Annotated in this window: 19 protein-coding genes; 8 read left to right on the forward strand and 11 right to left on the reverse strand. The window is 70.4% G+C overall.

The window, feature by feature from the left end:
• Positions 1 to 394: 394 nt before the first annotated feature.
• The 3 genes from KO717_RS35330 to KO717_RS35340 all read right to left on the reverse strand — a co-directional run bounded on the left by KO717_RS35330 (position 395) and on the right by KO717_RS35340 (position 2,800).
• Positions 395 to 958, reverse strand: a complete 564-nt coding sequence (locus KO717_RS35330) for a ribosome-inactivating family protein (protein WP_301373739.1) — start codon at positions 956 to 958, stop codon at positions 395 to 397.
• A 391-nt stretch (positions 959 to 1,349) separates the two neighbouring features.
• Positions 1,350 to 1,571 (reverse strand): hypothetical protein, encoded by a 222-nt coding sequence (locus tag KO717_RS35335; protein ID WP_301373741.1) that lies wholly within the window; start codon positions 1,569 to 1,571, stop codon positions 1,350 to 1,352.
• A gap of 281 nt (positions 1,572 to 1,852) precedes the next feature.
• Positions 1,853 to 2,800 (reverse strand): LysR family transcriptional regulator, encoded by a 948-nt coding sequence (locus KO717_RS35340; RefSeq protein ID WP_437184671.1) that lies wholly within the window; start codon positions 2,798 to 2,800, stop codon positions 1,853 to 1,855.
• A gap of 106 nt (positions 2,801 to 2,906) precedes the next feature.
• Here KO717_RS35340 and KO717_RS35345 point away from each other — a divergent pair, with 106 nt between their 5' ends.
• The 4 genes from KO717_RS35345 to KO717_RS35360 all read left to right on the forward strand — a co-directional run bounded on the left by KO717_RS35345 (position 2,907) and on the right by KO717_RS35360 (position 5,798).
• Positions 2,907 to 3,824 (forward strand): NAD(P)H-binding protein, encoded by a 918-nt coding sequence (locus tag KO717_RS35345; RefSeq protein WP_301373745.1) that lies wholly within the window; start codon positions 2,907 to 2,909, stop codon positions 3,822 to 3,824.
• Positions 3,814 to 4,179: a darcynin family protein gene (locus KO717_RS35350; protein WP_301373746.1), complete on the forward strand. Its 366-nt coding sequence runs from the start codon at positions 3,814 to 3,816 to the stop codon at positions 4,177 to 4,179. Before KO717_RS35345 ends, KO717_RS35350 begins: the two co-directional genes overlap by 11 nt.
• 270 nt (positions 4,180 to 4,449) lie before the next feature.
• Positions 4,450 to 5,316 (forward strand): C40 family peptidase, encoded by an 867-nt coding sequence (locus KO717_RS35355; RefSeq protein ID WP_301373747.1) that lies wholly within the window; start codon positions 4,450 to 4,452, stop codon positions 5,314 to 5,316.
• A 98-nt stretch (positions 5,317 to 5,414) separates the two neighbouring features.
• Positions 5,415 to 5,798, forward strand: coding sequence for a hypothetical protein (locus KO717_RS35360; protein ID WP_301373748.1), 384 nt, complete (start codon positions 5,415 to 5,417; stop codon positions 5,796 to 5,798).
• A 100-nt stretch (positions 5,799 to 5,898) separates the two neighbouring features.
• Here KO717_RS35360 and KO717_RS35365 read toward each other — a convergent pair whose 3' ends face one another.
• Complete coding sequence (locus KO717_RS35365; protein WP_301373749.1) at positions 5,899 to 8,640, reverse strand: M4 family metallopeptidase; 2,742 nt, start codon at positions 8,638 to 8,640, stop codon at positions 5,899 to 5,901.
• Positions 8,641 to 8,897: 257 nt separating this feature from the next.
• Between KO717_RS35365 and KO717_RS35370 the strand changes: the two genes are divergently transcribed.
• The 3 genes from KO717_RS35370 (at position 8,898) to KO717_RS35380 (ending at position 11,457) form a co-directional block, all read left to right on the forward strand.
• Positions 8,898 to 9,884 (forward strand): helix-turn-helix transcriptional regulator, encoded by a 987-nt coding sequence (locus tag KO717_RS35370; protein WP_301373750.1) that lies wholly within the window; start codon positions 8,898 to 8,900, stop codon positions 9,882 to 9,884.
• A gap of 183 nt (positions 9,885 to 10,067) precedes the next feature.
• Positions 10,068 to 10,316, forward strand: coding sequence for a DUF6308 family protein (locus KO717_RS35375; RefSeq protein ID WP_301373751.1), 249 nt, complete (start codon positions 10,068 to 10,070; stop codon positions 10,314 to 10,316).
• 454 nt (positions 10,317 to 10,770) lie between these two features.
• Positions 10,771 to 11,457, forward strand: coding sequence for an N-acetylmuramoyl-L-alanine amidase (locus tag KO717_RS35380; RefSeq protein ID WP_301373753.1), 687 nt, complete (start codon positions 10,771 to 10,773; stop codon positions 11,455 to 11,457).
• 17 nt (positions 11,458 to 11,474) lie between these two features.
• On the opposite strand, the gene KO717_RS35385 is transcribed toward KO717_RS35380, so the two are convergent.
• From KO717_RS35385 to KO717_RS35405, 5 genes are all read right to left on the reverse strand, one after another.
• Complete coding sequence (locus KO717_RS35385; RefSeq protein ID WP_437184613.1) at positions 11,475 to 12,947, reverse strand: M1 family metallopeptidase; 1,473 nt, start codon at positions 12,945 to 12,947, stop codon at positions 11,475 to 11,477.
• An 89-nt stretch (positions 12,948 to 13,036) separates the two neighbouring features.
• Positions 13,037 to 13,699: a methionine ABC transporter permease gene (locus KO717_RS35390; protein ID WP_301373757.1), complete on the reverse strand. Its 663-nt coding sequence runs from the start codon at positions 13,697 to 13,699 to the stop codon at positions 13,037 to 13,039.
• Positions 13,696 to 14,712: a methionine ABC transporter ATP-binding protein gene (locus KO717_RS35395; RefSeq protein WP_301373759.1), complete on the reverse strand. Its 1,017-nt coding sequence runs from the start codon at positions 14,710 to 14,712 to the stop codon at positions 13,696 to 13,698. Before KO717_RS35395 ends, KO717_RS35390 begins: the two co-directional genes overlap by 4 nt.
• Positions 14,709 to 15,587 (reverse strand): MetQ/NlpA family ABC transporter substrate-binding protein, encoded by an 879-nt coding sequence (locus tag KO717_RS35400; protein ID WP_301373760.1) that lies wholly within the window; start codon positions 15,585 to 15,587, stop codon positions 14,709 to 14,711. Before KO717_RS35400 ends, KO717_RS35395 begins: the two co-directional genes overlap by 4 nt.
• A 191-nt stretch (positions 15,588 to 15,778) precedes the next feature.
• The gene (locus KO717_RS35405) at positions 15,779 to 16,918 is read right to left on the reverse strand and encodes an amidase domain-containing protein (RefSeq protein WP_301373762.1); all 1,140 of its coding nucleotides are present in this window, start codon (positions 16,916 to 16,918) and stop codon (positions 15,779 to 15,781) included.
• 271 nt (positions 16,919 to 17,189) lie between these two features.
• Here KO717_RS35405 and KO717_RS35410 point away from each other — a divergent pair, with 271 nt between their 5' ends.
• Complete coding sequence (locus tag KO717_RS35410; RefSeq protein WP_301373763.1) at positions 17,190 to 19,316, forward strand: transglycosylase domain-containing protein; 2,127 nt, start codon at positions 17,190 to 17,192, stop codon at positions 19,314 to 19,316.
• A 52-nt stretch (positions 19,317 to 19,368) separates the two neighbouring features.
• Here KO717_RS35410 and KO717_RS35415 read toward each other — a convergent pair whose 3' ends face one another.
• Together KO717_RS35415 and KO717_RS35425 are read right to left on the reverse strand one after the other, a co-directional pair.
• Entirely contained in the window at positions 19,369 to 20,604 is a 1,236-nt protein-coding gene (locus KO717_RS35415) for a hypothetical protein (protein ID WP_301374945.1), read from the reverse strand.
• A 398-nt stretch (positions 20,605 to 21,002) separates the two neighbouring features.
• Complete coding sequence (locus tag KO717_RS35425; RefSeq protein ID WP_301373765.1) at positions 21,003 to 22,370, reverse strand: mycothione reductase; 1,368 nt, start codon at positions 22,368 to 22,370, stop codon at positions 21,003 to 21,005.
• Positions 22,371 to 22,480: the final 110 nt, after the last annotated feature.

A 22,480-nucleotide genomic window follows, 5' to 3' on the forward strand; every position in this document is an offset into this window, starting at 1 on the left:
GAACGCCGCTTCCCCGGTCGGCGAATTCACCCGCCGGGAGCGGCGGGGACCGCCGATCGGCGGTCCCCTGTCGGGCCGGACGGCCGAACTCGCAGGCCTGACCGGTGTCACGCACGATCCGGACGTGTTGGACGCCGACCACCCCGGCGAGGAGCTCGCGCAGGTGGCCGCACGCACGGGCGCCGTGCCGGACCCCATCCTTCCGCTGCTGGGCCACCCGCGCCCCAGCACGTGGGAACGTGCCGGGGTGCATGGGAATGCCGCATTTCCGGGCAGGAATCGCAGATATCATGGGGTTTTTCTCACGAGCTCATCAAAAGATGCCCGTCCCTGTTCGACGCTCCAACGCCTTTGGATGGGTGGCGTACGAGAATTTCAGGCGACTGCCACGGATTTACAGTCGCCCTCCGGTCATCCAGATCCGCGACATCGCATCGGCCAGGGCGGGGTACCGGGCGGCCTCGCAGAGCATTTCCGAGAGCACGAGCATTCCGTGAGCGGTGCTCCGCGGATCGCGGTTCTGATGCAGCCGGACGACCGCGTCGCTCAAGGGCCGGCGCCCGAGCAGGATCCCCGAACGCCGGACGGCGGCCGCCCTCTCCAGGTCGGCGCGGCCTCCGCCGAACGGCAGGGCTTCCGTGCGACGGAGACCCGGGGGCACGACCGAGTCCCGCACGTGGCGGACGTAGGCCTCAGGCGGGGCCTGGCCGTTCTCGAAGACGTTCCGGAAACCGGCGATCCGCAGGCTCGTATTGCGTGGGCGGAGCTCGATGTAGAGCTCGATGAACAGACCACGCAGCTGGACGTGGAGCGGAAGGTAGGGCATCTCGCCCTGCTTGCGCCCGGCTCCGCCGAAGAATCCCTGCGCATCTTGCGCCTTCGACCGAATGGTCGACGTCAGGGTTCGATACTCGTCGGCAGAGGCGAGTGCCGGGGAAAACAGCATCGGCATCAGCATGGCCGGCCTATCGGGGGAGAGGTTCGGAACTCGGACTTCCCGTGAGCGATCTGACCGCAACCGCCTGGATCCTGCTGCACTCACGCATGCACATCACCACCTTCGCCATAATCCGACGACGGGTTCATCACCCCGTCGGTGCCGGGTTCGGTCCGATGCGCTCCTTTCTAGCCGTCCGGCCGGCGATCAAGAGAATTATTGGCCCCTGTTGCTAAGAAATCAGCGCGTGATCCCGGAAGTCCGGACGGCTGGATGCGCGACGCAACGGGGCCTGGCGGAGCCCGGGTTGGCGGCAACGGGACCGCCGCTGGTCTCCATACGAACATCACGGAGGTCGAGCCCCACAGCCTCGTGCCGTCGGGCGTCGGGTCCGCCGGGACCCTGCCGGCCCTCACTCGTCGGGACGGCCGTGATGCCCGAGCAGGCCGAGTGCCGTCAGCACGGCAATGCAGAGGGTCATCCAGCCGATGAACGCGCCCCCGCCGTACAGCACCGCGCCGGCCACCGGCGCCCCGGCCTCACGCGACAGCACCCCCGCCACCACCGCCACCAGCAGCGACGATACGAAGGACAGGAGTGCGAGAAGTACCTGAACGGGAAAAGTGAGCCTCAACGGTCGATCCCTTCACGAAGGTGATCGACCAGTCGGCGGGCAGCCTCAGCTCGACCACCGCTTGCGGATGGCCTGCTGAGGCTCTGCGACGATCGGAGTCTCATCGTGCTCATTGGCTGTCGAGACGGAAGCACTGTCCCCCATCGGACACGTCGCCAGTGCTTGTGGCTCTCGAATGAGCAACACGGAGCCTAGCGGCAGGCGTTGAAGAACGCCAGGTTCCAGCCCGGACCTCGGCCCGGACCTCGGCCGGGACCTCGGCCGGGACCTCGGCCCGGTACTCAGCCCTCCCGTGCCGGGCGGAGGACCCGGCGTACGGCGTCGCGCAGCCACTGGTGGGCTCCGTCGGCGCTGTGACGCGGGTGCCAGGCCATGCCGATCGTCAGGGGCGGCAGCGGCAGCGGGATGTCCAGCAGGCGCAGTCCCATCGCGTGTGCCGCGTCGCTGAGTGGGGAGCGGGGCTCGCCCGGCAGCGCGGTCGGTACCAGGCAGACCACGTTGCCCGCCGCGGCCAGGGCCATCGCCGCCAGATGCCCGGGCAGAACGGCGCTGACCTGTCGGCTGAGTCCTTGCCCGGCGAGGGCCGAGTCCAGCGGGCCGGTGAAGCGGCCCCGCCGGCTGACCGCCACGTGTTCGGCCGCGGCCAGCCGCGCAGGAGTCAGGGTTCCCTCGGCGAGCGGGTGCCCGGCCCTGACACCGGCCGACAACCGCAACGTGACCAGCTCTTCGACCCGGGTCTCCGGGTCGACGTGGTCGATGGCTCCGACCTCCAGGTCGACCCGGCCCTCGCGCAGCGCGGGGCCCTCCTCCCACTCCTCGGCCAGCACCCGCAGCGATACGCCCGGCGCCCGGCGGCGGGCCAGCCCCAGCAGACCCGGCGCCAGTGCCGCGCCGACCAGGTCCGAGGCCTGGACGGTGAAGGTGCGCCGCAGGGTGGCGGGGTCGATCCCGCCGCTCGGGGTGAGCAGTGCCTCCAACCGCCGCACCACCGCGGCGGCCTCGTCCCGCAGTGCCTCGGCACGGGGCGTCGGCACCATCGCCTGCCCCGCCCGTACCAGCAGCGGGTCCTGGAGCACCCGGCGCAGCCGGGCCAGGGTGCGGCTCATCGCGGCGGGGGAGGTGCGCAGCCGCGCGGCGGCACGGGTGACGCTCTGCTCGGTCAGCAAGGCGTCGAGGGCGACGGCGAGATTGGCGTCGAGGTTCGTAACGGGGCTGCTCACCAGTGTTATTCCGTTTCAGGCAATGATTGGATGCTGAAGTTCCCATTGTGGCAATGCGGTCGGCGTTCGCACGATGAGGGGGTCTTACCGATCCGACACAGACCCCGAGGTTTTCATGATCGTCATTACCGCCCCCACCGGGAACATCGGCCGCCGGCTGCTGTCCCTGCTGGTCGAGGCCGCGCCCGCACACGGAGAGGAGTTGCGCGTCGTGGTCCGGGATCCCGCCCGGATCCCCGATGCCGTGCACGCAGCGGTCGAGGTGGTCACCGGCTCGCACGGCGACGCCGCGACCGTCGAGCGCGCGTTCGCCGGGGCCGACGCCGTCTTCTGGCTGGTTCCGCCGGACGCCTCGCTCACGCCCGAGGAGGCGTACAGCGGCTTCACCCGCCCGGCCGCGCGGGCGTTCGCCGCCCACGGCGTCGGCCGTGTCGTCGGCGTCTCGGCGCTCGGCCGCGGCACCCCCCAGGCCGGCCGGGCCGGCCTGGTCACCGCCTCCCTGGCCATGGACGACCTGATCGCCGATTCCGGGGTCGCCTACCGTGCCCTGGCCAATCCGTCCTTCTTCGAGAACCTGCTGGAGGAGGCCGACTCGATCCGCGAGAACGGCGTCTTCACCGACACCGTCGCCGCGGACCGTCCGGCTCCGCTGGTGGCCGTCGCCGACATCGCCGCGACGGCGGCCGGGCTGCTGCTGGACCGCTCCTGGACCGGCGTCGGCAGTGTGCCGGTGCTCGGCCCTCAGGACCTGTCGCCCGACGACATGGCCCGCATCATGAGCGAGGAACTGGGCCGTCCGGTCCGCTACGAGCGCGAGTCGCTCGACCGGATGCGGTCCACCATGCTCGCCTACGGCCTCAACGAGGCGTTCGTCGAAGGCATGGTCGACATGAAGCGCGCCAAGGACCTCGGCCTCGACTCGGGCGTCGCCCGCTCGCCACAGGCGGGCCCGGCCACCGGCTTCGCCCAGTGGTGCGCGCAGACCCTGAGGCCCGCCGTCCTCGCCGCACCGGAGGCAGCCGATGCCCACTGACCGAACCGAGCCGCCGGTCACCGCGTTCATGCTGGTCAAGACCACGCCCGAGTGGCTGGCGATGACCGTGGCCGAACGCGTCCATGCCTTCACCACCCGCGTGGTTCCGGTGATCGAGGCGCGTACGCACGGCGTCCGCTCCCGGTTCTACGACACGGAGTTCTACTCGGCGCGCGTGACCGACGTCTGGGTCTGGGAGGCGGACGACCATGACGCCTACCGGCTGCTGATCGACGCGCTGCGCGAAACCCCCTTCTGGGACCGCTATTTCGACGTGGTGGACCTGCTCGTGGGCACCGAGAACGGCTACGCCCGCACCTACGGCCTGGAGCCGGTGGCCACCCTCGCCACCTGACGCACCGCCCCGACCGGCCGGCGCCGGACCGGCCGGCCGGTTGACGGATGCTCAAAGAGCCTGGTGGGAGGGGGTTTCCCAGGAGTTTCCCGTTTCCCGTTGCGGTGGGCGACCCGCGCCTCCTCGACACGGAGGGGTGGCGGGGCACAGTCTCGGAGTGCCCGGCGGACGGCCGGTCCGTGCTCCGTATGACGAGCACCAGGCGAACGCACACCACCACGAACACGACGACCCGCAGGACACCACGTGGCGGGGACAGGGGGACCGGACATGGCGATGCGGAGAACGGCGCCGGCGGCGGTGGCGGTGCTCACCCTCCTGGCCACATGGGCGGGGGAACACGGCACCACGGCGGCCGCGGCACCGAAGTACGCGGAGACGGCGCAGGCGGCACAGGCGTGCGGCGTGCTCGCCCCCGGGGCCTCCACGGCGGCCGAGAAGGCCGTAGGAGCGGCGTGCGAACAGATCGGCGTCTGGTACACCTGGGGCGGCGGCCACGGCCAGCAGCCGGGACCGACGTACGGTCAGGTCGACCCGAGCGACCCGGACAGCGCGCACGACCCGGAGCGGCTGGGCTTCGACTGCTCGGGACTGGTCCGGTACGCCTACCACCGTGCGGCCGGTGGCGACCCGCTCCCCGGCAACGCCTACCACCAGTTCCACTCACCGCAGGTGCAACAGCGCTTCACAGCCGCCGAGGGAACCGCGGCGCTGCTCCCGGGGGACCTCCTGGCCTGGGGTTCAGGGGGCTCCATCCACCACATCGCGATCTACCTGGGCGCGGGAAAGATGGTCGAGGCCCGGGAATCGGGCACCCGGATCACCGTCAGCGACGTACGGCTGGGCGGGGACTACGCGGGAGCGGTCCGCATCGCGCCGGCCACGGCACCCGGCACGTTCAGCACCTGGGGCACGGACGTGTGGACCCACAAGGAACCGTCCACCGGCAGCCCGCGCGTACACCGGTTCCCCGGCCCGACCACCGTGCGCATCGAGTGCCAGAAGCACGCCCAACCGGTGACGGCGGAGGGCTACACCAACGACGCCTGGTCCTACCTGCCCGAGTACGGGTCGTGGATCACCAACATCTATGTCAAGGGCGCCGCCTGGCTGGACGGCGTACCCACCTGCCCCTGAGCACCGCCCGTACGACCGATCACGCACCACCGATCAGGCACGACCGATCACACACCACCGTCACCCGGCTCCCGAGGGAGCCCTTCCGAGGAGGAAGCATGTACGCAGGCAGGAAGATCGCCCTGGGCTTCGCCACCGTCACACTGGCGGCCGGCATGGCCACCGTGACCGGCCCCGCCCAGGCGACGCCCGCCACCGGGAAGAGCGTCGCCGCCGAATGCGGCGTGCGCGCCGACGGCAAGCTGTGGTGCGGCAACCGGGTCGGCGCCAAGGGCTACGAGCACCGCCGCTACAACTCCGCGGTGCGGGGACCGCTGAACACGAGCCCCAGCTGGTTCCAGTGCTGGGGCCGCGGTGACCAGCACGCCGGCGGCAACAACGTCTGGTACTGGACCCAGCTGGACAACGGCCAGTGGGGCAACGTCGCGGCCGTGGACGTCCAGACCTCCGTCGACCCCGCCCCGGGCCTGCGCGAGTGCTGACACCCTGAGGGCCGTGCCGCCACCTCCCCGCCGGGAGGCGGCGGCACGCGGACGGGGCCGACGGCACAGCCGTCGGCCCCGCCTCACTCATGGGCAGGGATCAGCAGGTCCCCGCCGGCCGCTCACGGACCACCAGATCGGTGGAGCCGGTGGTCGCGTCCAGCCAGGCGACCTGACGGCCCGTGCCGGCCGCCGGGTAGCTCTGCTCACCGCGGTTGCAGGAGACCCGCTCGCGACGGGAGCCGTCGGTGGTCAGCTGCCACAGCTTGGGCAGCGACTCGTTGCGGTACCGCGTGTCGGGCGTCTGCGCGACCAGGGTCAGCGCGTCCTGCGAGACGGTCAGGTCGGAGGCGTTGAAAGCGCCCGGCTTGTGCTCGCTGCTGACGATGAAGGAGCCGCGGCCGTCCAGTCCGGAGCTGATCACCGACGTCAGACCGCCGTCGCTCTGGTCGGTGTCGGCCAGCCAGAACACGTTCTTGCCGTTGATGCCGGTCTGGCCGAGGCTCACCGGCTCGTCGAGCTGCTCGGTCATGACCGCCTTGCCGGTGGCGAGGTCGACGATCTCCACGCCCAGCCGGTAGGAGCCGTTCTGCGGGTACAGCTTCGCGTAGGCGATCTTGTTGTTGCTGATGGAGGGGAGGGCGGTCAGGGTGTTCCACTTCCGCCCGTCGGTGAAGACCGGGGCCTTGTCGGTGGGCCGCATGTAGCCGACGTGCCGGCCGCCGAGGATGTCGTACTCCTCGAAGACGACGGTGTTCTTCTCCACCCGCAGGCCCGCGACGCCGGTCACCGAGCTGTAGAGGGTCTTGATCGGGCCGCCCGCCACGGGGCGGCTGAGGACGTCGACCGAGGTCGGGCCGTACGCCGTCCACACCACGGTCTTGCCGTCGGTCGCCGGGGCCGTGTGGTAGCGGCCGTCGTTGGGGCTGATCACCTTCGGTGCACCCTTGCCGTCCAGCCGGCCGGCGTAGACCGAGTACGGCTCCGAGCCGTCGTCGTTGGACTTGGAGGCCGTCCACCAGCCGCCGCCCGCACCCACTGCGGAGTCGGTGGTGTTCAGCTTCCCGAAGAGGGTGTCGGTGTCGATGCCGAGGGCCTGCTCCCAGTCAGGGACGATGCCGTGGGCGTTGAACGACCGCTTGACCACGTTCTGCTGGGCCGAGGTCACGCCCAGCGCCTTGGCCGCCGCGAGCACCGCGCCCCGGGCCTCCGTGAACCCGTCGATCGGCGTCATGTACTCGGTGACGGCCTTGTACACGATCTTGTCGGCCAGGGCGCCGCCCAGGTCCTCGCGCATGTCCCACAGCGCGCCGGAGAAGATCGTCGAGTTCAGGTGCACGCCGCCGTTGTCGGTGGCGAACGACACGCCCAGGAAGCTCTTCGAGGTGGTGGCCCCGTCGTTGAGGTCGCGCAGGGCGCAGTCGGCGGCCGCCTTCGTGCGGCACAGGTTCTCGCCGATCAGTCCGGCGGCCGGGTCGTTCATCGCGGTTCCGCTCGCGGTGACGTCGATCGCGTTGCCGAAGTAGTCCGCCAGGGCCTCGTTCAGGGCGCCGGACTGGCCCGCGTAGACCAGGTTCGCCGTGTGCTCGATGACCCCGTGGGTCATCTCGTGGCCGACGACGTCCGTGTCGGCGGACATCGGCTTGAACTCCGTGTCCCCGTTGCCGTAGACCATCTTGGTGCCGTCCCAGAACGCGTTGGCGTAGGGCAAGCCGTAGTACGTCACGCCGACCAGGGAGTTGACGGCCCCGCCGTTCCCGTCGAGGCTGTCGCGCCCGAAGTTCTTCTTGTAGAAGTCGTAGACCTGGCCCGCGTTCCAGTGTGCGTCCACGGCCCCCGAATCCGTCGCCTCAGCGCCGAAAGAGGTGTTGGGGGAGGAGAACATGGTGATGCCGGAGGGCCACGTGCCCGAGGTCTCCGACACCGACTTGCCACGGGCGTCCCACGTGCCCAGCAGGCTCTTGCTGGTGGCGCGCATGCGGCCGGCGTCCGCGAGGAGGTAGCTGCCGGCCGCCGGGTCGTAGGCGATGTCCAGCGAGGTCGCGGCGCCGCCCAGCCGGGCCCCGGAACCGGTCTCGGGGACCAGGTTCGGCGGAGTGGCCGGCGGGCCGGCCGCCGTCGGGGCCTCGGCGGCCGCACCGGCGGTACGGGCCGCGGGGGCCGCCATCGTTTTTAACGCGCTGTACTGGAGCGCCGGATAGCCCGAGCGCGCGTCCACGTACACCTCGTCCACGACCGGCGCCCCGGTGCCGGGCGCGGTACCCCGCACGGTGACGCGGTAGGCGAGGACACCGCCTCCCTTGGGCAGGACGACGAGCCCCTTGACGTCACCGGTCATGCCGGTGGCCGCGGGATCACCGGACTCGGACTGCGGTGCCCGGTTCTTGTCGAGGGCCGCTCCCAGCCGGCGGGCCGTCGCGGCCACCGCACGGCGGACCGCTACGTCCTCGCTGACCTGGGGGGTGACATCGGTGCTCAGGGCGGTGAAGTAGTGCCCCGAGGTGCCGGTGACCACGCGCTTGCCGTCCTGCTTCTGCATGCGCACGACGTACTGGCCGCCCAGGACGTCGACACCGCGGTGCTTCTGCTGCAGCCGGACCGTCTCGTCCTTGGCCCCGGTGGCCGTCGCGGCCAGGGGGACGAGGTCGCTGCCCGCCCGCGGGATCTTGTAGCGGCTCTTGTTCGCCGCGAGGTGCTGCCGTGCCGCGTCGGCCGGGGCGGCCTTGGCGTCGACGGGCTCCCGTATGCCCTCGACGAGCACCGGGGTCGCGGTGTCCTGGCCGGGAACGGCGTTCGAGGGGCCGGGGTCCGCGGCCCATGCCGGCGATGCCTGCAAGGTCATCGCGGCGGCCAGCAGAACCGCTATTCCTCCGGCTGAGCGGAGCTCTTTCCGCCATATCCGTCGTGCGGTGGGGGTGGGCGCCGACGAACCTGCGCTGAACTTGGGCAAGGGGTCTCCTCAACCATGAGTGCCTGATGTGTTGCTGTGAGTCGTCGCCATGCAAGCGCCGCGGGCGGCCGCCGACCAGAGCCGAGCCCCCCTCAGAAGTGGCCATGCACACTTGTGGGGGCTGTGTGAAGGCGGTCAAAATCCCCCGCATGATCGAAACCGACCCGCACGACCGGACTCCGGCCCGCACGCAGGACGACACCAGGGCGGTGATCCATACGGCCGCCGACCCGGCCGCCGTACTGCACGGACTCATCCAGCGCCGCCAGGCCCTTCTGCACCAGGAGTCGGCCGACCTGAACTCCCTGCGCTCCTACGCCGAGCGGCTGGCCCACCGGCTTCCCCCGCAGCCCGCGAGAACCCCCTTACCTCCGGCCGGCGTCGAGACCGTCGCCGGCACCGAAGCGGCCGACGCCCGTCTCGACACCATGCTCGACGCCGCCGAGACGGAGGTCTTGATCCTCGACCGCGCGACGCGGACAGCCGGGGCGCCCGGCAGCACCGCAGAGGCCGGCGGCACCGGGGAGGCCTGCATCACCGGGGCGCCCGGCGCGGACCGCATCCGCCGGCTGCTGGAGCGCGGCGTCGCCGTACGGACCGTCACGGACCGGCGTGGCACCGACTTCCCCGACCGGGCGCAGGAGCTGATCGCCCTCACCGGACTCGGCCTCCAGGCCCGCATCGGACAGAGCCTGCCGACCGCCCTGGTGCTCGTGGACCGGCGTACCTGCCTCTTGCCCCCGCTGCCCGGCAACGACGAAGCAGGCGACGGAGCGGCCCTGGTGTTCGGCGACCGCCTCCTGCACCGCGCCGCCCTGCCGCTGTTCGAGTCCCTGTGGGCGCGTGCCACCCCCCTCGGCAGCCCCGACGGCCCCATCACCGCGGACCAGCGGGAACTGCTCGGCCTGCTCGCCTCCGGCCTGAAGGACGAAACCATCGCACGCCGGCTCGGTGTGCACGTGCACACCGTCCGCCGGCGGATCACCCGCATGCTGGAGGAACTCGACGCCGACACCCGCTTCCAGGCGGGCGTCCAGGCCGCCATCCGCGGCTGGCTCCGCCCGTACCCGGACCCGGCCGCCGAGCACTTCACCGCATCCGGCGGCCCCGGGCCCCCCGCGATGGCGAACGGCTGACCCACGAGGACGCGAACGGGGGCGGTCCGGGACCGCTCCGCACATCCGGCCCGCATCCGGCTCGCATCCGGCCCTTTCGAGCCCGCGTTGCCGTCGCCTCGTGCATCATCTGTACGAGCGGTCGACCCACTGCTGCGGCCCGCACCTCGCCGCCGGACCAGCCCCCGTCAGGACGGAGCACGGATGCCTTCGCCGGCCGTCCTCGTGCAGCCCTTCGCCCAACGGCTGCACACCTTCGTCACCGCCCCCCGGGCCCTCACGGATCTCCAGCGATACTTCGGGATCAGCCGGGCCTGCGGCACAACCGCGTACACCGGCGGACGGTTCGAGCACCTGGCGGGCGGGGGAGACCGCCCGGACACCGCCGACCGGATCACTGCGGCGGACCTCGTCGCCGTACAGACCCTGCCGCGGGGGTGGCGGAGACGGTGAGTGCGCTGCGCGTGTGCGATGTGGTGGTGTGGATGGGGCACCGGGCCGAACGCCACGACTGCCCTCGCTGACCCGGCAGCGAGGCGCAGGCGGCCGCCCGGTCGGGACACGAAGCCGCCGGTGCCACCGCGTGCGCCCGCTGTTCTGGCAGCGCCTCACCACGGCCGTACTGGTGAACCGGGTCAGAGATTCGGCGGCGGTGGGCGGCGACTTCGCCGAGGATCGCGTCAGCTGTCCTCGCCCAGGCCCGTCGGTGCGGAACGGGGTAGCGCCTGCCGGCGAGGAGGGGCTCGGTCAGGGGTGAGGGTGTGCGCCGAGTGGTCGAGGATCGGCTTGCCGGGGTGCGGGCACTGGTGAAGCATCAGATTACGTGATGTGCCGCCTACGCATCGTGATGCCACGAGTCGCGGCGCGTCGTCCTCTGCCTGCCTGCTCGACCTCATGAGGAGTGGCCATGGAAGACAGCCCGCTTAGCCGTCGAAGGCTGTTGTGGGGTGCTGCAGGCGCGGCGGGTACGGCTCTGGCCGCTGTCGGGCTGCCCCGCCTGATGGAGCCCGAGGAAAAGGCTGCGCTGCCGCGTCCCTCGCGCAAGGCCGTCGCCGCCGCCGGGCCGCCTGCGACCCGGAGAACCGACCCGTCGGTGGACTACGCCCCCGCCGTCTGGATCGAAGCCTCCGAGTCCAACTACACGGCCTCCGACCGTCCCGAGGCGTACCCCATCGAATACGTCGTCATTCACCTGACAACGGACATCTTGCCGGTCATGTTCACCAAGTTCAAGGACCCCGCCGAGAGGGTGTCCGCGCACTACATGATCAGCGCAACCGGCACGCAGATCGCCCAGTGCGTGCGCGAGCGCGACGTGGCCTGGCACTCCGGCAGCGTTTGGTACAACCACCGGAGCATCGGCATCGAGCACGAAGGCTGGACCGATCAGCCTGTCTACACCGACAAGATGTACCAGGTGTCCGCCGTGCTCACTGCCACGATCTGCGCGAAGTACGACGTGCCGGTCGACCGGGACCACATTCTGGGCCACGTCGAGGTCCCGCTGTCCACCCACGACGACCCCGGGACCGTGTGGAACTGGGAGAAGTACATGAAGCTCGTCGAGACCGCCCGCCGGCGCATCAAGACCTGACACACCGCGTCGACCCGTCACGAAGGCTTGCCGTCGCCGTAGAGCCACGAGTCCCAGATCGAGTCGAGGTCCCGGCCGGCCCTGGCCTCCACGTACGCGGTGAAGTCCTTCGTGGAGGCGTGTCCGTGGCGGTGGCGCAGGGTCCAGCCCCGCACCAGGGCACGGAAGGCCTCGTCGCCCACGGTCTGGCGGATCTTGTGGATCACCATCGCGCCGCGCACGTACACCGGCTGGCCGGAGATGTCCGAAGCGCTCGGCGGCTCGGCGGGCGGGAAGTCCCACTCGTCGTCGTCCGCGGCCTTGGCGTGGTTGCGGTCGAAGTGATCCTGGGCGCTGGCCCCACCGTGGTCCTCGGTCCACAGCCACTCGGCGTACGTCGCGAAGCCCTCGTTGAGCCACATGTCCCGCCACGTCCGCGGGGTGACGGAGTTGCCGAACCACTGGTGGGCCAGTTCGTGCACCACGTTGGTGGTGTGGAAGATGGCGGCCGGAATGGTCGGCCTGGTCTGGGTCTCCAGGGCGTAGGGCACATCGGCCGCCTGATCGACGATCACCCCGGTGGCGGAGAAGGGGTAGGGACCGAACCTCCCCTCGGCCCATTCCATGATCTCGGGGAACCGGCCGAGGACCGCTCCGTCCTCGTCCACGCCCGCGGTCGTGTCCATCGCCGACACGACCGGGATGCCCGACCGGGTCCGGGAGGTACTGATGTCGTAGCTGCCGATGGCCACCGTCGCCACATGGCTGGCCATCGGCTCGGCCTGATGCCAGTGGAAGGTGGTGCGGTCACCGCTGGTGTGCTGGGCGCGAAGCGTCCCGTTGGAGATCGCCTGCAGCCCCTTGGGGACCGTGACGGTGATGTCGTACGAGGCCTTGTCCGAGGGGTGATGGTTGCCCGGGAACCAGGACATCGAGCCCGTCGGCTCCCCGAACGCGACCGCTCCGTTGTCCGTCCTCAACCAGCCTTCGCGCCACCCGTGGTCATGGGTGATCGACTCCGGCGTGCCCGCGTACCGTACGACGCTGCGGAAGGCGGCGCCCTTCCTGAGATGGTCGCGCGGCTGCAGGGTCAGCTCCTGCCCGTCCTGCCGCACCCGCGCCGTGCGGCCGTCGACGGTGGCGCTCAGCACTTCCAGGCCGAGGAGGTCGAGATTGAAGCCGCTGAGGTCCGCGGTGGCTTTCGCGGTGATCTCCGCAGTGCCGTCGAGGCGGCCGCTGCCCGGGTCGTAGGCCAGGGTCAGGGCGTAGTGGGTGACGTCGTAGCCGCCGTTGCCGAGCTTCGGGAAGTAGGGGTCACCGGCGCCTGCGGCACCGGGGTGCCCGGCCCGGAACGCCGCGCCGGGTGCCGGCGTCCGATCGGTGTCCGCGCCCGTGCGGGCACCCGCCCCGCCGCCGCGGCCGTCGGGCCCCGAGCACGCGGGGAGCGCGGCGAGCAGGCCCGCGACCACGAAGGCGGCCAGACGTCCGGAAGTCTTCACGCAGCCGATCATGACCCAGCCCCCGGGCACCCCGACCTCGCCACGCCGTGCCCATGGCCCGGCCGGCGGGCAGGGCCCCGGATGCCGCCGGCCGGGTCGCGTCAGCGGCGGAGCACCTTGCGGGACACCACGTTGCCGAGCAGTTGCGCCGACTGCACGAGGGCGATCAGGACGAGCACCGTCACCACCATCACCGACGTGTCGAAGCGCAGGTAGCCGTAGGTCATCGCCAGGTTGCCGACGCCCCCTCCGCCGACCGTACCGGCCACCGCCGAGAAGTCGATCAGTGCGACGAGCATGAAGGTCAGGCCGAGGACGAGGGGGCCGAGCGCCTCCGGGACGAGGACCGTGAGCAGGATCCGCAGCGGACTCGCGCCCATGGAGCGTGCCGCCTCGATCACGCCGGGCTCGACGGAGAGCAGGTTGGACTCCACGATGCGGGCGATCCCGAACGTCGCGACGACCGTCATCGGGAAGATCGCGGCGTTCGTGCCGATCATCGTGCCGACCACCTCGCGCGTGACCGGGGCGAGCGCGACGATCGCGATGATGAACGGAACGGGCCGGATGACGTTGATGAGGAGGCCCAGGACCGTGTGGACGATCCGGTTCGGCAGGACGCCGCCCTTGCGCGTGGCGTACAGGGTGAGTCCCACCGCCAGTCCGCTGACGGTCGACAGCGCCAGGGTGATCAGCACCATGTAGACGGTCTCGCCGGTGGCGTCGAGGACCTTGGGCCAGAAGGTGCTCCAGTCCGCCTTCACCGGGCACCCGTTTCCACGCGGTCGTGGACGCCGAGTCCGGCGACGACCGCCTCGACCGCGGCGGCTTCGCCGCGCAGTTCCAGCGTCACGCTGCCCAGGGGGCGTCCGCGTACTTCGGCGACGCCTCCGTGGACGAACGTGAAGTCGACGCCGTGGACGCGCAGGAGCTCCGAGAGGCCGTCCAGGGCGGGGCTGCCGTCGACGACGGGCAGCGTGACCAGGCGGCCCGGGTGGCGGGCGCGCAATTGTTCCAGGAGCCCGGTGTCCGGCGCGCTGTGCTGCGCGGAGCGGACGAAGGCGGCGGTGGTCGCGTGGCGGGGCCGCGCGAAGATCTCGTACACCTCGCCGTTCTCGACCACCTTGCCGTCCTCCATGACCGCGACGCGGTCGCACAGGGTCCGTACGACCTCCATCTCGTGGGTGATGAGGAGGATCGTGACGCCGAGCTCGCGGTTGACGCGGCGCAGCAGGGCAAGTACCTCGCCGGTGGTCTGCGGGTCCAGGGCGGAGGTCGCCTCGTCGCACAGGAGCACCTTCGGGCGGGTGGCGAGTGCGCGGGCGATACCGACGCGCTGGCGCTGGCCGCCCGAGAGCTGTTCGGGGTAGCGCTTTCCGTGTCCGGCGAGGCCGACGAAGTCCAGCGTCTCCTCGGCGCGGGCCCGGGCCGCCGCGCGGTCCATCCCGGCGAGGCGCAGCGGGTAGAGCACGTTGCCCAGGACGGTGCGCGAGCGGAAGAGGTTGAACTGCTGGAAGATCATGCCGATTTCGCGGCGGATGGGGCGCAGTCGGCGTTCGCCGAGGGACGAGAGGTCGTGGCCGTCCAGCAGGACGCTGCCCGAGGTCGGCTCCTCCAGGCCGTTGACCAGGCGCAACAAGGTGGATTTGCCCGCACCGCTGTGGCCGACGACGCCGAAGGCGGTGCCCGCTTCGACGGAGAGGGTGACGCCGTCGACGGCCCGGGCTCCGCCCGGGAACTGTTTCTCGACGTCGCGCAGTTCCACGGCGGCGGTCATCGCTTCAGCTGCTTCTGGATGCGGGCGACCTCGGCCTGCAGGTCGGAGGCGGGCAGCTCGATGTGGTGGGCGGTGCCGTTGCTGGTGCGGCGGACCTCGTCCTGTACGGCCTGGGACGTGTAGAGCTTGATGATCTTCTGGTAGTCCGCGTCGTCCTTCCGGTCCGCGCGGGCCGCGATGACGTTGAGGTAGGGGACGGACTGCGGGCCGGCGGGGTCGTCCTTGAAGAGCGCGGTGTCGGCCTTGATGCCGGCGAGCTCGGCGACGCCGTCGTTGATGATGGCGGCGTCCGCGTCCTTGAGGGTCCGGGGGGTCTGCTGGGCGTTCACCGGAGTGAGCTTGACGTGCTTGGGGTTGGCGGTGATGTCGTCCGCAGTGGCGAAGAGTCCGGCGTCCTTCCGCAGCTCGATGATCTTCGCCTGTTCCAGCACGCGGAGGCCTCGTCCCTGGTTGGCAGGGTCGTTGGGCAGGGTGATCTCGGCCCGGTCGGGGAGGTCCGCGAGCTGCTTGTGCTTGCCGGAGTAGAGGCCGAGCGGGACCACGGTGGTTGCGGCGATGGGGGCGATGTCGGTCTTGTTCTCGGTGTTCGACTGCGCCAGGAAGACCAGGTGCTGGAAGGCGTTGAGCTCGATGTCGCCCGCGCTGAGGGCCTTGTTGGGCAGCGAGTAGTCGTCGAACACGACCGTCTCCACGGTGAGGCCCTCTTTCTTGGCCTCCTTGGCGAGGACGTCCCATTCCGGGGAGTCGCCGGAGACGCCGACCCTGATGCGGTGGGCGTCTCCGCCTCCGACGCCGCAGCCGGACACGAGGAGCGCGAGGACGGTGGCGGTGGATGCGGCGAAGAGGGTACGTCGACGCGGCAGTGCAGAAATCATTGTGTGATCCATGTGCAGAGGAAGAACCAGACGAAGGGATATGCGGATCGTAGATCGAATTGATCTGATGACCTTTGAATCCGAGGTTCTATTCATGAATCTGCAATGAACGAAAGGGTGGGCGAGGGTGGCGCCGAATCCCGGCTCTCCTGCCGCAGAGGTTCAGCGGCAGGAGAACCGGAGGGCACCCGTCAGGTGCGGTACGCGTAGTAGTTCGCGTTCGGGTAGGACGCGATGATGCTCGCGAGCGACTTACGGTACGTGTTGGTGGAGTGGTACGTGAGGTACGGCATCCCGGCGCTGCTGCGGTACGTCACGATCATGGAATGGTCCTTGGACCCGTCCCGGTTGAAGTCCACCTGGAGGATGTCTCCCACGTCCGCCTGGTAGACGTTGGCCAGGTTGGCGGCCCGCTGGTTGGACAGCGTGAACCAGGCCCACTCGTTCACGCCGACCCAGGAGTCGCTCTGGCGGGAGCCGTCGTACCACCAGTTCCGGTAGTCCGACGTGGAACCCGGAACGGCCTTCCAGCCGCCCGCCTTCAACGCCTGGCTGATGAAGTTGGTGCAGTCACCCCCGGCCCCGTTGTACTTCCGGTACGCAGGGTTGTAGTTGCTCCAGTACTTCTCCGCGTACTTCGCCATCGCGGCGTAGTCGTAGGCTCCGCCCGTCTTCGCCTTGGGCTTCGGCGTCGCGGGGTACTTCGTGGACGCGGGCGTGCCGTCCGGGTACTGCTTCCCGTCGTCCTTGACGGCGTTCACCTTGGCCGCCACGGGCTCGTTGACCGCGACGGGGCCGTTCTCCTGGGACGTGATCGAGGTCAGCTCCCAGTCGCCCTTTCGGTTGCTGGTCAGCGTCAGCTGGTAGCGCGTCCCGATGTCGGTCGTCGCAGGCTCGTCCCCGCGGAGCTTCTTGTACGTGAGCGTGGTCTGCTCGGTGACCTGCACGACGGCCTTGCCGCCGGTCACCGTGGCCCGGTCCACGACGACGTGGGTGGCGGCGTCCGTGTAGGCCTCACCGAGCTCCGCCAGTCGCGTCTTGCGGGACCGCAGCGACTGGAGCGCGGCGTCCTCGTCCTTCTTCAGCTGGGCCGACATCCGGGTCTTCGCGCCGCCCTGGCCGGAGCCGTGACGCCCCGGCTGGTCCTCGACCAGGGCCTGCGTGCGCTGGGAGAGCACGTCGCCCGCCATGCGGGCGAAGGCGTCGGCGGTGGCACGGTCGGCGTCGCGAGGGCCGGGAACCGCGGTCGCGGAGTACGCGAGCATGCTTCCGGACGCCACGGCCACGGTCAGGGCCGCGATGGCGGCGGGCCTGAACCTCTTAGGTATCACTCTATTTCCCCTTGTCACCCGGTCCACACGAACCGGGGGACGGAATCTTCGCACAACTACCTGACTGTTTCGTCGCGTTCCGCTTCGTCGCCGGACTGCCCGGTGGAAGTAGCCCCATCCGCCCCACAACTTGCCTCCGCTTGATCACCGGGGGTCGTCCCCGGAGTGCACGGAGTGATCCGGCCGACCTCCGGTCCGGCCTCACAGCAAGTGCCTTTAGGGTGTGCGGGAAAGCACAGCAGAGGGGGCATTCGGAGTGGGCGGGAAGGATATGGCAGGTACGGGGCGATCTCGGGAAGGGCGGGCGGCTTCGGAGGGCAGCGACGGAGCGGTCCCGGGCCGCCGGGGGAGGTCGGGGTCGCGCGCCAAGCCACGGGCACGTTCCGGCCGGTTCGATGCCTCCGCGCGGGCCCTCGCCCCGGCCCTCGCCGGGGCGCGCACGCAACTGCGGCGTCTGCGCCCCGACTTCCCGCGGCCGGGCCGCACCGGCTGGCGCCGGTGGATGCCTTCGTGGCGTCAGTGGCTGGGCGTCGGCCTGTGCGCGTTCCTGGGCATGGTGAGCTTCGTCACGATCGCGTACGCAACCACCGACATACCCGACGATCTCAACTCCTTCGCCAAACAGCAGGACAACGTCTACTACTGGGCCGACGGTTCCACGATGGCCCGGACGGGCTGGGTCAGCCGCCAGGAGATGCCGCTGGACAAGGTGCCCGACAAGGTCCGGGGAGCCGTGCTCGCGGCCGAGAACGGCAGCTTCTACTCGGATCCCGGAGTCTCGCCGTCCGGAGTCCTGCGCGCCGTGGGCGCCGCGGTGACGGGGGGCGAGACCCAGGGCGGGTCCACCATCACGCAGCAGTACGTGAAGAACGCCTATCTGAACCAGGACCGCACCGTCTCCCGGAAATTCACCGAGCTCCTGCTCGCCGTGAAGCTGGACAACCGCAAGAGCAAGGATCAGATCCTTCAGGACTACCTCAACACCAGCTGGTTCGGGCGCGGGACCTACGGCATTCAGCGCGCGTCGCAGGCCTACTACGGCAAGGACGTGTCGCAGCTCAATCCCAGCGAGGGCGCCTTCCTGGCCTCCCTCCTGAAGGGTGCGGCCCTCTACGACCCCGCTCTCGGCAAGGAGAACCACGAGCGGGCCGTCGAACGCTGGAACTGGATCCTGGACCGCATGGTCGAGACCGGCCGTCTCTCGCGCGCCGAGCGCGCCACCTACACGACGTTCCCCGAGCCCTCGGCCGCCTCCCTCGTCGGAATACCCGGCGCGCAGACCGGCTACCTGGTCGAGATGGCCAAGGCCTACACCATCAAGGCCGGCCACATCGAGGAGTCCGAATTCGACCTCGGCGGCTACCAGATCTACACGACCTTCGACCGGGCCCGGATGACCGCGCTGACCGCCGCCGTCCAGGAGGCCCAGAAGGGCTTCGACGCCGAGCGGCGTCCCGATACCGACAAGTACGCCAAGATAGGCGCGGCGAGCATCGCCCCTGACGGGCGGCTGCTCGCCGTGTACGGCGGCCCCGACTACCTGAAGCAGGGCTTCAACGAGTCGAACGCGACGACGATCCCGGTCGGCACGGCTTTCGCACCGATCGTCTACGCCGCCGCGCTCGACGAAGGGGTGCTGCGCGAGCGCGGCAAGGACCGTACGCCGGTCTCCCCCTCCAGCACCTACGACGGCAACGACCAGGTCACCGTGCAGACGCCCGACGGACCGTACTGGGACCGCAGCGGCAAGGTGGTGAAGGGGCGCAACGACGGCGGCCGCAACTGGGGTCAGGTGACCCTGCGCCAGGCCGTGGCCCAGTCCGTCAACACGCCCATGCTCCAGCTCGGCCTCGATGTCGGCCTCGACCGGGTGCAGGACTTCGCCCAGCGCTCGGGACTGCTCGAATCGAGCCTCGGCCCACGGATCCCCGCGTTCAGCCTCGGGGAGAATTCGACGCCCAGCGCGATCCGGATGGCCGGCGCCTACCAGACCTTCGCCGCCGACGGCATGCACACCGACCCGTACTCGGTGCGCTCGGTCACCCGCAACGGCGCCGACGTGCCGCTCGACGCGCCGAAGCCGACCCGGGCCGTGACCGCCAAGACCGCTCGCGCGGTGACGGACGCCCTGCGGGACGCCGTCACCGAGGGGTCGGCGAAGACGGTGGGCAAAGCCCACGCCGGTACGGCGGGCAAGACCGGTACGACGGCCGCGAACACGGCGGGCTGGTTCGTGGCCAGCACCGAGGACGAGTCCACGGCGGTCGTGGTCTACCGGATGTCGCTCACCGACCTGGTTCCGCTGCCGCTCACGGGGCTGGGGGGCGACGCCCCGGGCACGCCGGGCAGCGAGCGGGCGGTACGTCTGTGGGGCGACTACATCAAGGCGGTGAAGTAGGCCGGGCGGTGAAGTCGGGCGGGTGGGCGGGCGGCCGACGCCGCCCGCCCGCCTACTTCACCAGATGGGTCCAGTCCGGTGCCTGCGCGGGGTCGAGCGCGCGCAGCTGGGCCAGGACCTTGGGGTCCTGGGCGTCGAGCCAGTCCGCCAGCTCCCGGAACGACACGCAGCGGACGTCCTGGCGTGGGCAGACGTCCTTCATCACGTCCTCGACGGCCTTCATGTAGATGCCGCCGTTCCAGTCCTCGAAGTGGTTGCCGATGAACATGGGCGCCCGGCTGCCGTTGTAGACCCGGTTGAAGCCGTTCATGTACGAGCCCCGGGTCTGCGCCTGCCAAGCGGCGAATTTCGACGGGTCGCCCTGGGTGCTGTCGCCCGACTGGTTGAAGAGGAAGTTGAAGTCCATGGAGAGGACCTGAACTTCCTTGCCCTGCAGGGGCATGAGCTGGAGGGGAAAGTTCCATATGTCGTCCTGCTTGGACGGCCACAGCTGGAAGTCTCCGGAGGAACTCGCGTCGTAGCGCCAGCCGTACGGCTTGATCGCGGTCAGGAGGTTCTTCTGGCCCTCCAGGCAGGGCGCGCGGCCGCCGACCACCTCCCGGTCCGGGTCGAAGGGCAGGGGCGCCTCCTTGGTGAACCCGGTGTTCGTCTTCCAGTTCTTGATGAACGAGTACGTCTGGTCTATCTCGCTCTTCCACTCGGTGGGGCTCCACTCCCCGCCGCCTTTGGGTCCGCAGAAGTGCCCGTTGAAGTGCGAACCGATCTCGTTGCCGTCGGTCCAAGCGCCGCGCAGCTGCCCCAGCGTGCTCCGCACGTGCGGGACGGTCGGGTACGAGATCGCGGCCGCGCCCTGGCTGTGCTGGGGCGGGCGGTAGAGCGCCTTCTTGCCCTCGGGCAGCAGGTAGATGCCCGTGAGGAAGAAGGTCATGTGGGCCTTGTTCTGCTTGGCCACCTGACGGAAGTGCGAGAAGAGGTGGTCGTCGCCTTCCAGCGCGCCGTCCCAGGAGAACACCACGAACTGCGGAGGCTTCTCGCCCGGCTTCAGCCGCTCGGGCTTGAGCTGTCCTGGCTGTGGCCCGGTGTAGGAGGTGGATCCGTCCCCCAGCACCTTGGTCTTGCCGTCCCAGGTCTCCTCCGCGCCCTTCGCGGCGGCGGCCTCCTCGGCCGCACCGCCCGGGGTCGTCAACTTCGCGTCGCGCGGGGCGGTATCCGAGGAGTCGCCCAGTGTGAAGGCGCCCGCGGTTGCGGCGGCCCCGCCCAGAGCGATCAGGGCCACGCCCAGGCCCAGGCGTCTGCGGTACTGCGCCTTCCGGCGGACCTTGCGGTTGTTCCGGGACTCCGTGCGGGTGCTCGGAGCGGCGTCGGTGTCGACCAACTCAGTCGTCCCTCCTCATCACCGCAGACGGGTCGCGTGCGGATGGTTCATACGAATATAGAACTTGTCTGCACTCCTCCCGCACCCCAGACCCCCCACGTACGTCGATTCACAGCCACCCCACAGCCCGCACGCGCGACGCGGTAGGTGCGGTGGGCGACCGACAGCCGGACGGCGAACCTCGGCGGGTCGATGGAGCACTGCGAGGCGAACCCGACCAGGCAGCCGTCCCGTTCGCCGCCGGAGCTCGACCCCGGCCGGGCCGGGCCGGCTGTGCCCGGTCGACGGCTGACGTCGCTCGGCGGCGGGGCTCACAGGCCGAGGTCGAGGAGGGCGTTCTCCACGACCTCGGTGAGCGCGGGGTGGATCCAGTACGGGGACTTGGTGAGGGTCGTGGCAGCAATGCCCAGGGTCGCCGCGAGAACGAGGGGCTGGATGAGAGTGGGGGCCTGCGGGCCCATGAGGTGGGCACCGAGCAGACGGCCGGTGCCGGGCTCGGCGAGAACCTTGCAGAATCCGGTGGTGTCCTCCATCGCCCACCCGTAGGCGACATCGCCGTAACCGGCCGTGCCCACCAGGTAGTCCAGCCCGCTGTCGCGGCACTCCTGCTCGGTGGCGCCGACCGAGGCGATTTCCGGCCGGGTGAAGACCGCCGCCGGCACCAGTGCGTGGTCGGCCGAGATCAGGTCGTCCGGGTGCCGGAGATTGTGGGCCACGACCTCCGCCTCGCGGTTGGCCACGTGCTTGAGAGGCACCGGGGAGCAGATGTCCCCGAGCGCGAAGACACCTTCCGCCGTGGTGCGCTGATGTCGGTCGACGATCACTCGGCCGTCGTCGTGGGTGGTGATTCCGGCCGCTTCGAGGTCCAGCCGGTCGCTGTTCGGGACGCGGCCCACCGCGACGAGCAGCATGTCCGCCTCGACCGTCGATCCGTCGTCCAGGGTCAGCCGTAGCGCGCCCGGCCGACCGCCGACCGCCGTGACCTCCCGGCCGAGCCTGAGGTCGTAGCGGGAGCGGACCAGTTCGGTGAACCGCTCCCGGACCGTCTCGTCCTGAGGGCCGAGCAGATGCTCTTCCTTCTCGACGATGGTGACGGAGCTCCCGGTCCCGGCGAACACATCGGCCAGTTCCGCGGCGATGTAACCACCGCCGAGGATCGCCAGGTGCCGGGGCGGAGCGTCGATGCGCATGACGGTGTCCGACGTCTCGTACGGCAGGCCCGCGTCCGCGACGGGCCGGGGGACCAGGGGCCTGCCGCCCGCCGCGACGACGATCTGCCCGGCGCTGACGTCGACGGGACCCTCCGCCCGGTCGATGCGGAGGGTCCTGGGTCCGGTGAACCGTGCCCTGCCCTCGTACACGGTGACCGAGTCCTGCTGCTCGCGGCCCGTACGGCCTTCGTCCCGTTCGGCGTCCAGCCGCGCGAAGACCCGGTCGCGCACCTCGCGCCAGCGCACCGCTCGCAGCTCGGCATCCACGTCGTACTTCCCCGCTTCCCGGACGGTGTGGGCGACGTGCGCGGTGTAGGCGAGCATCTTGCTCGGGATGCATCCGGCGTTCAGGCAGGTTCCGCCGAACCAGCGCTCCTCGACGATGGCCACGTCCAGATCGGCGAACGAGCCGTCGACGACGGCGTTGCCGGATCCTGCACCGATGACGACAAGATCGTGGTGACGCATCCGGTCAGCCTACGAGGCTCTTCGCCAAGCCGACGCGCCGGCGCGGCGGATCCCTGTGCCTGGCTGGAACCCGTCACGTCGCCTTCAGCCGGTCGGCGGCCTGGGCGGTC

Origin of the sequence: Streptomyces xanthophaeus (assembly GCF_030440515.1) — a bacterium.
GTDB lineage: Bacteria > Actinomycetota > Actinomycetes > Streptomycetales > Streptomycetaceae > Streptomyces > Streptomyces kutzneri.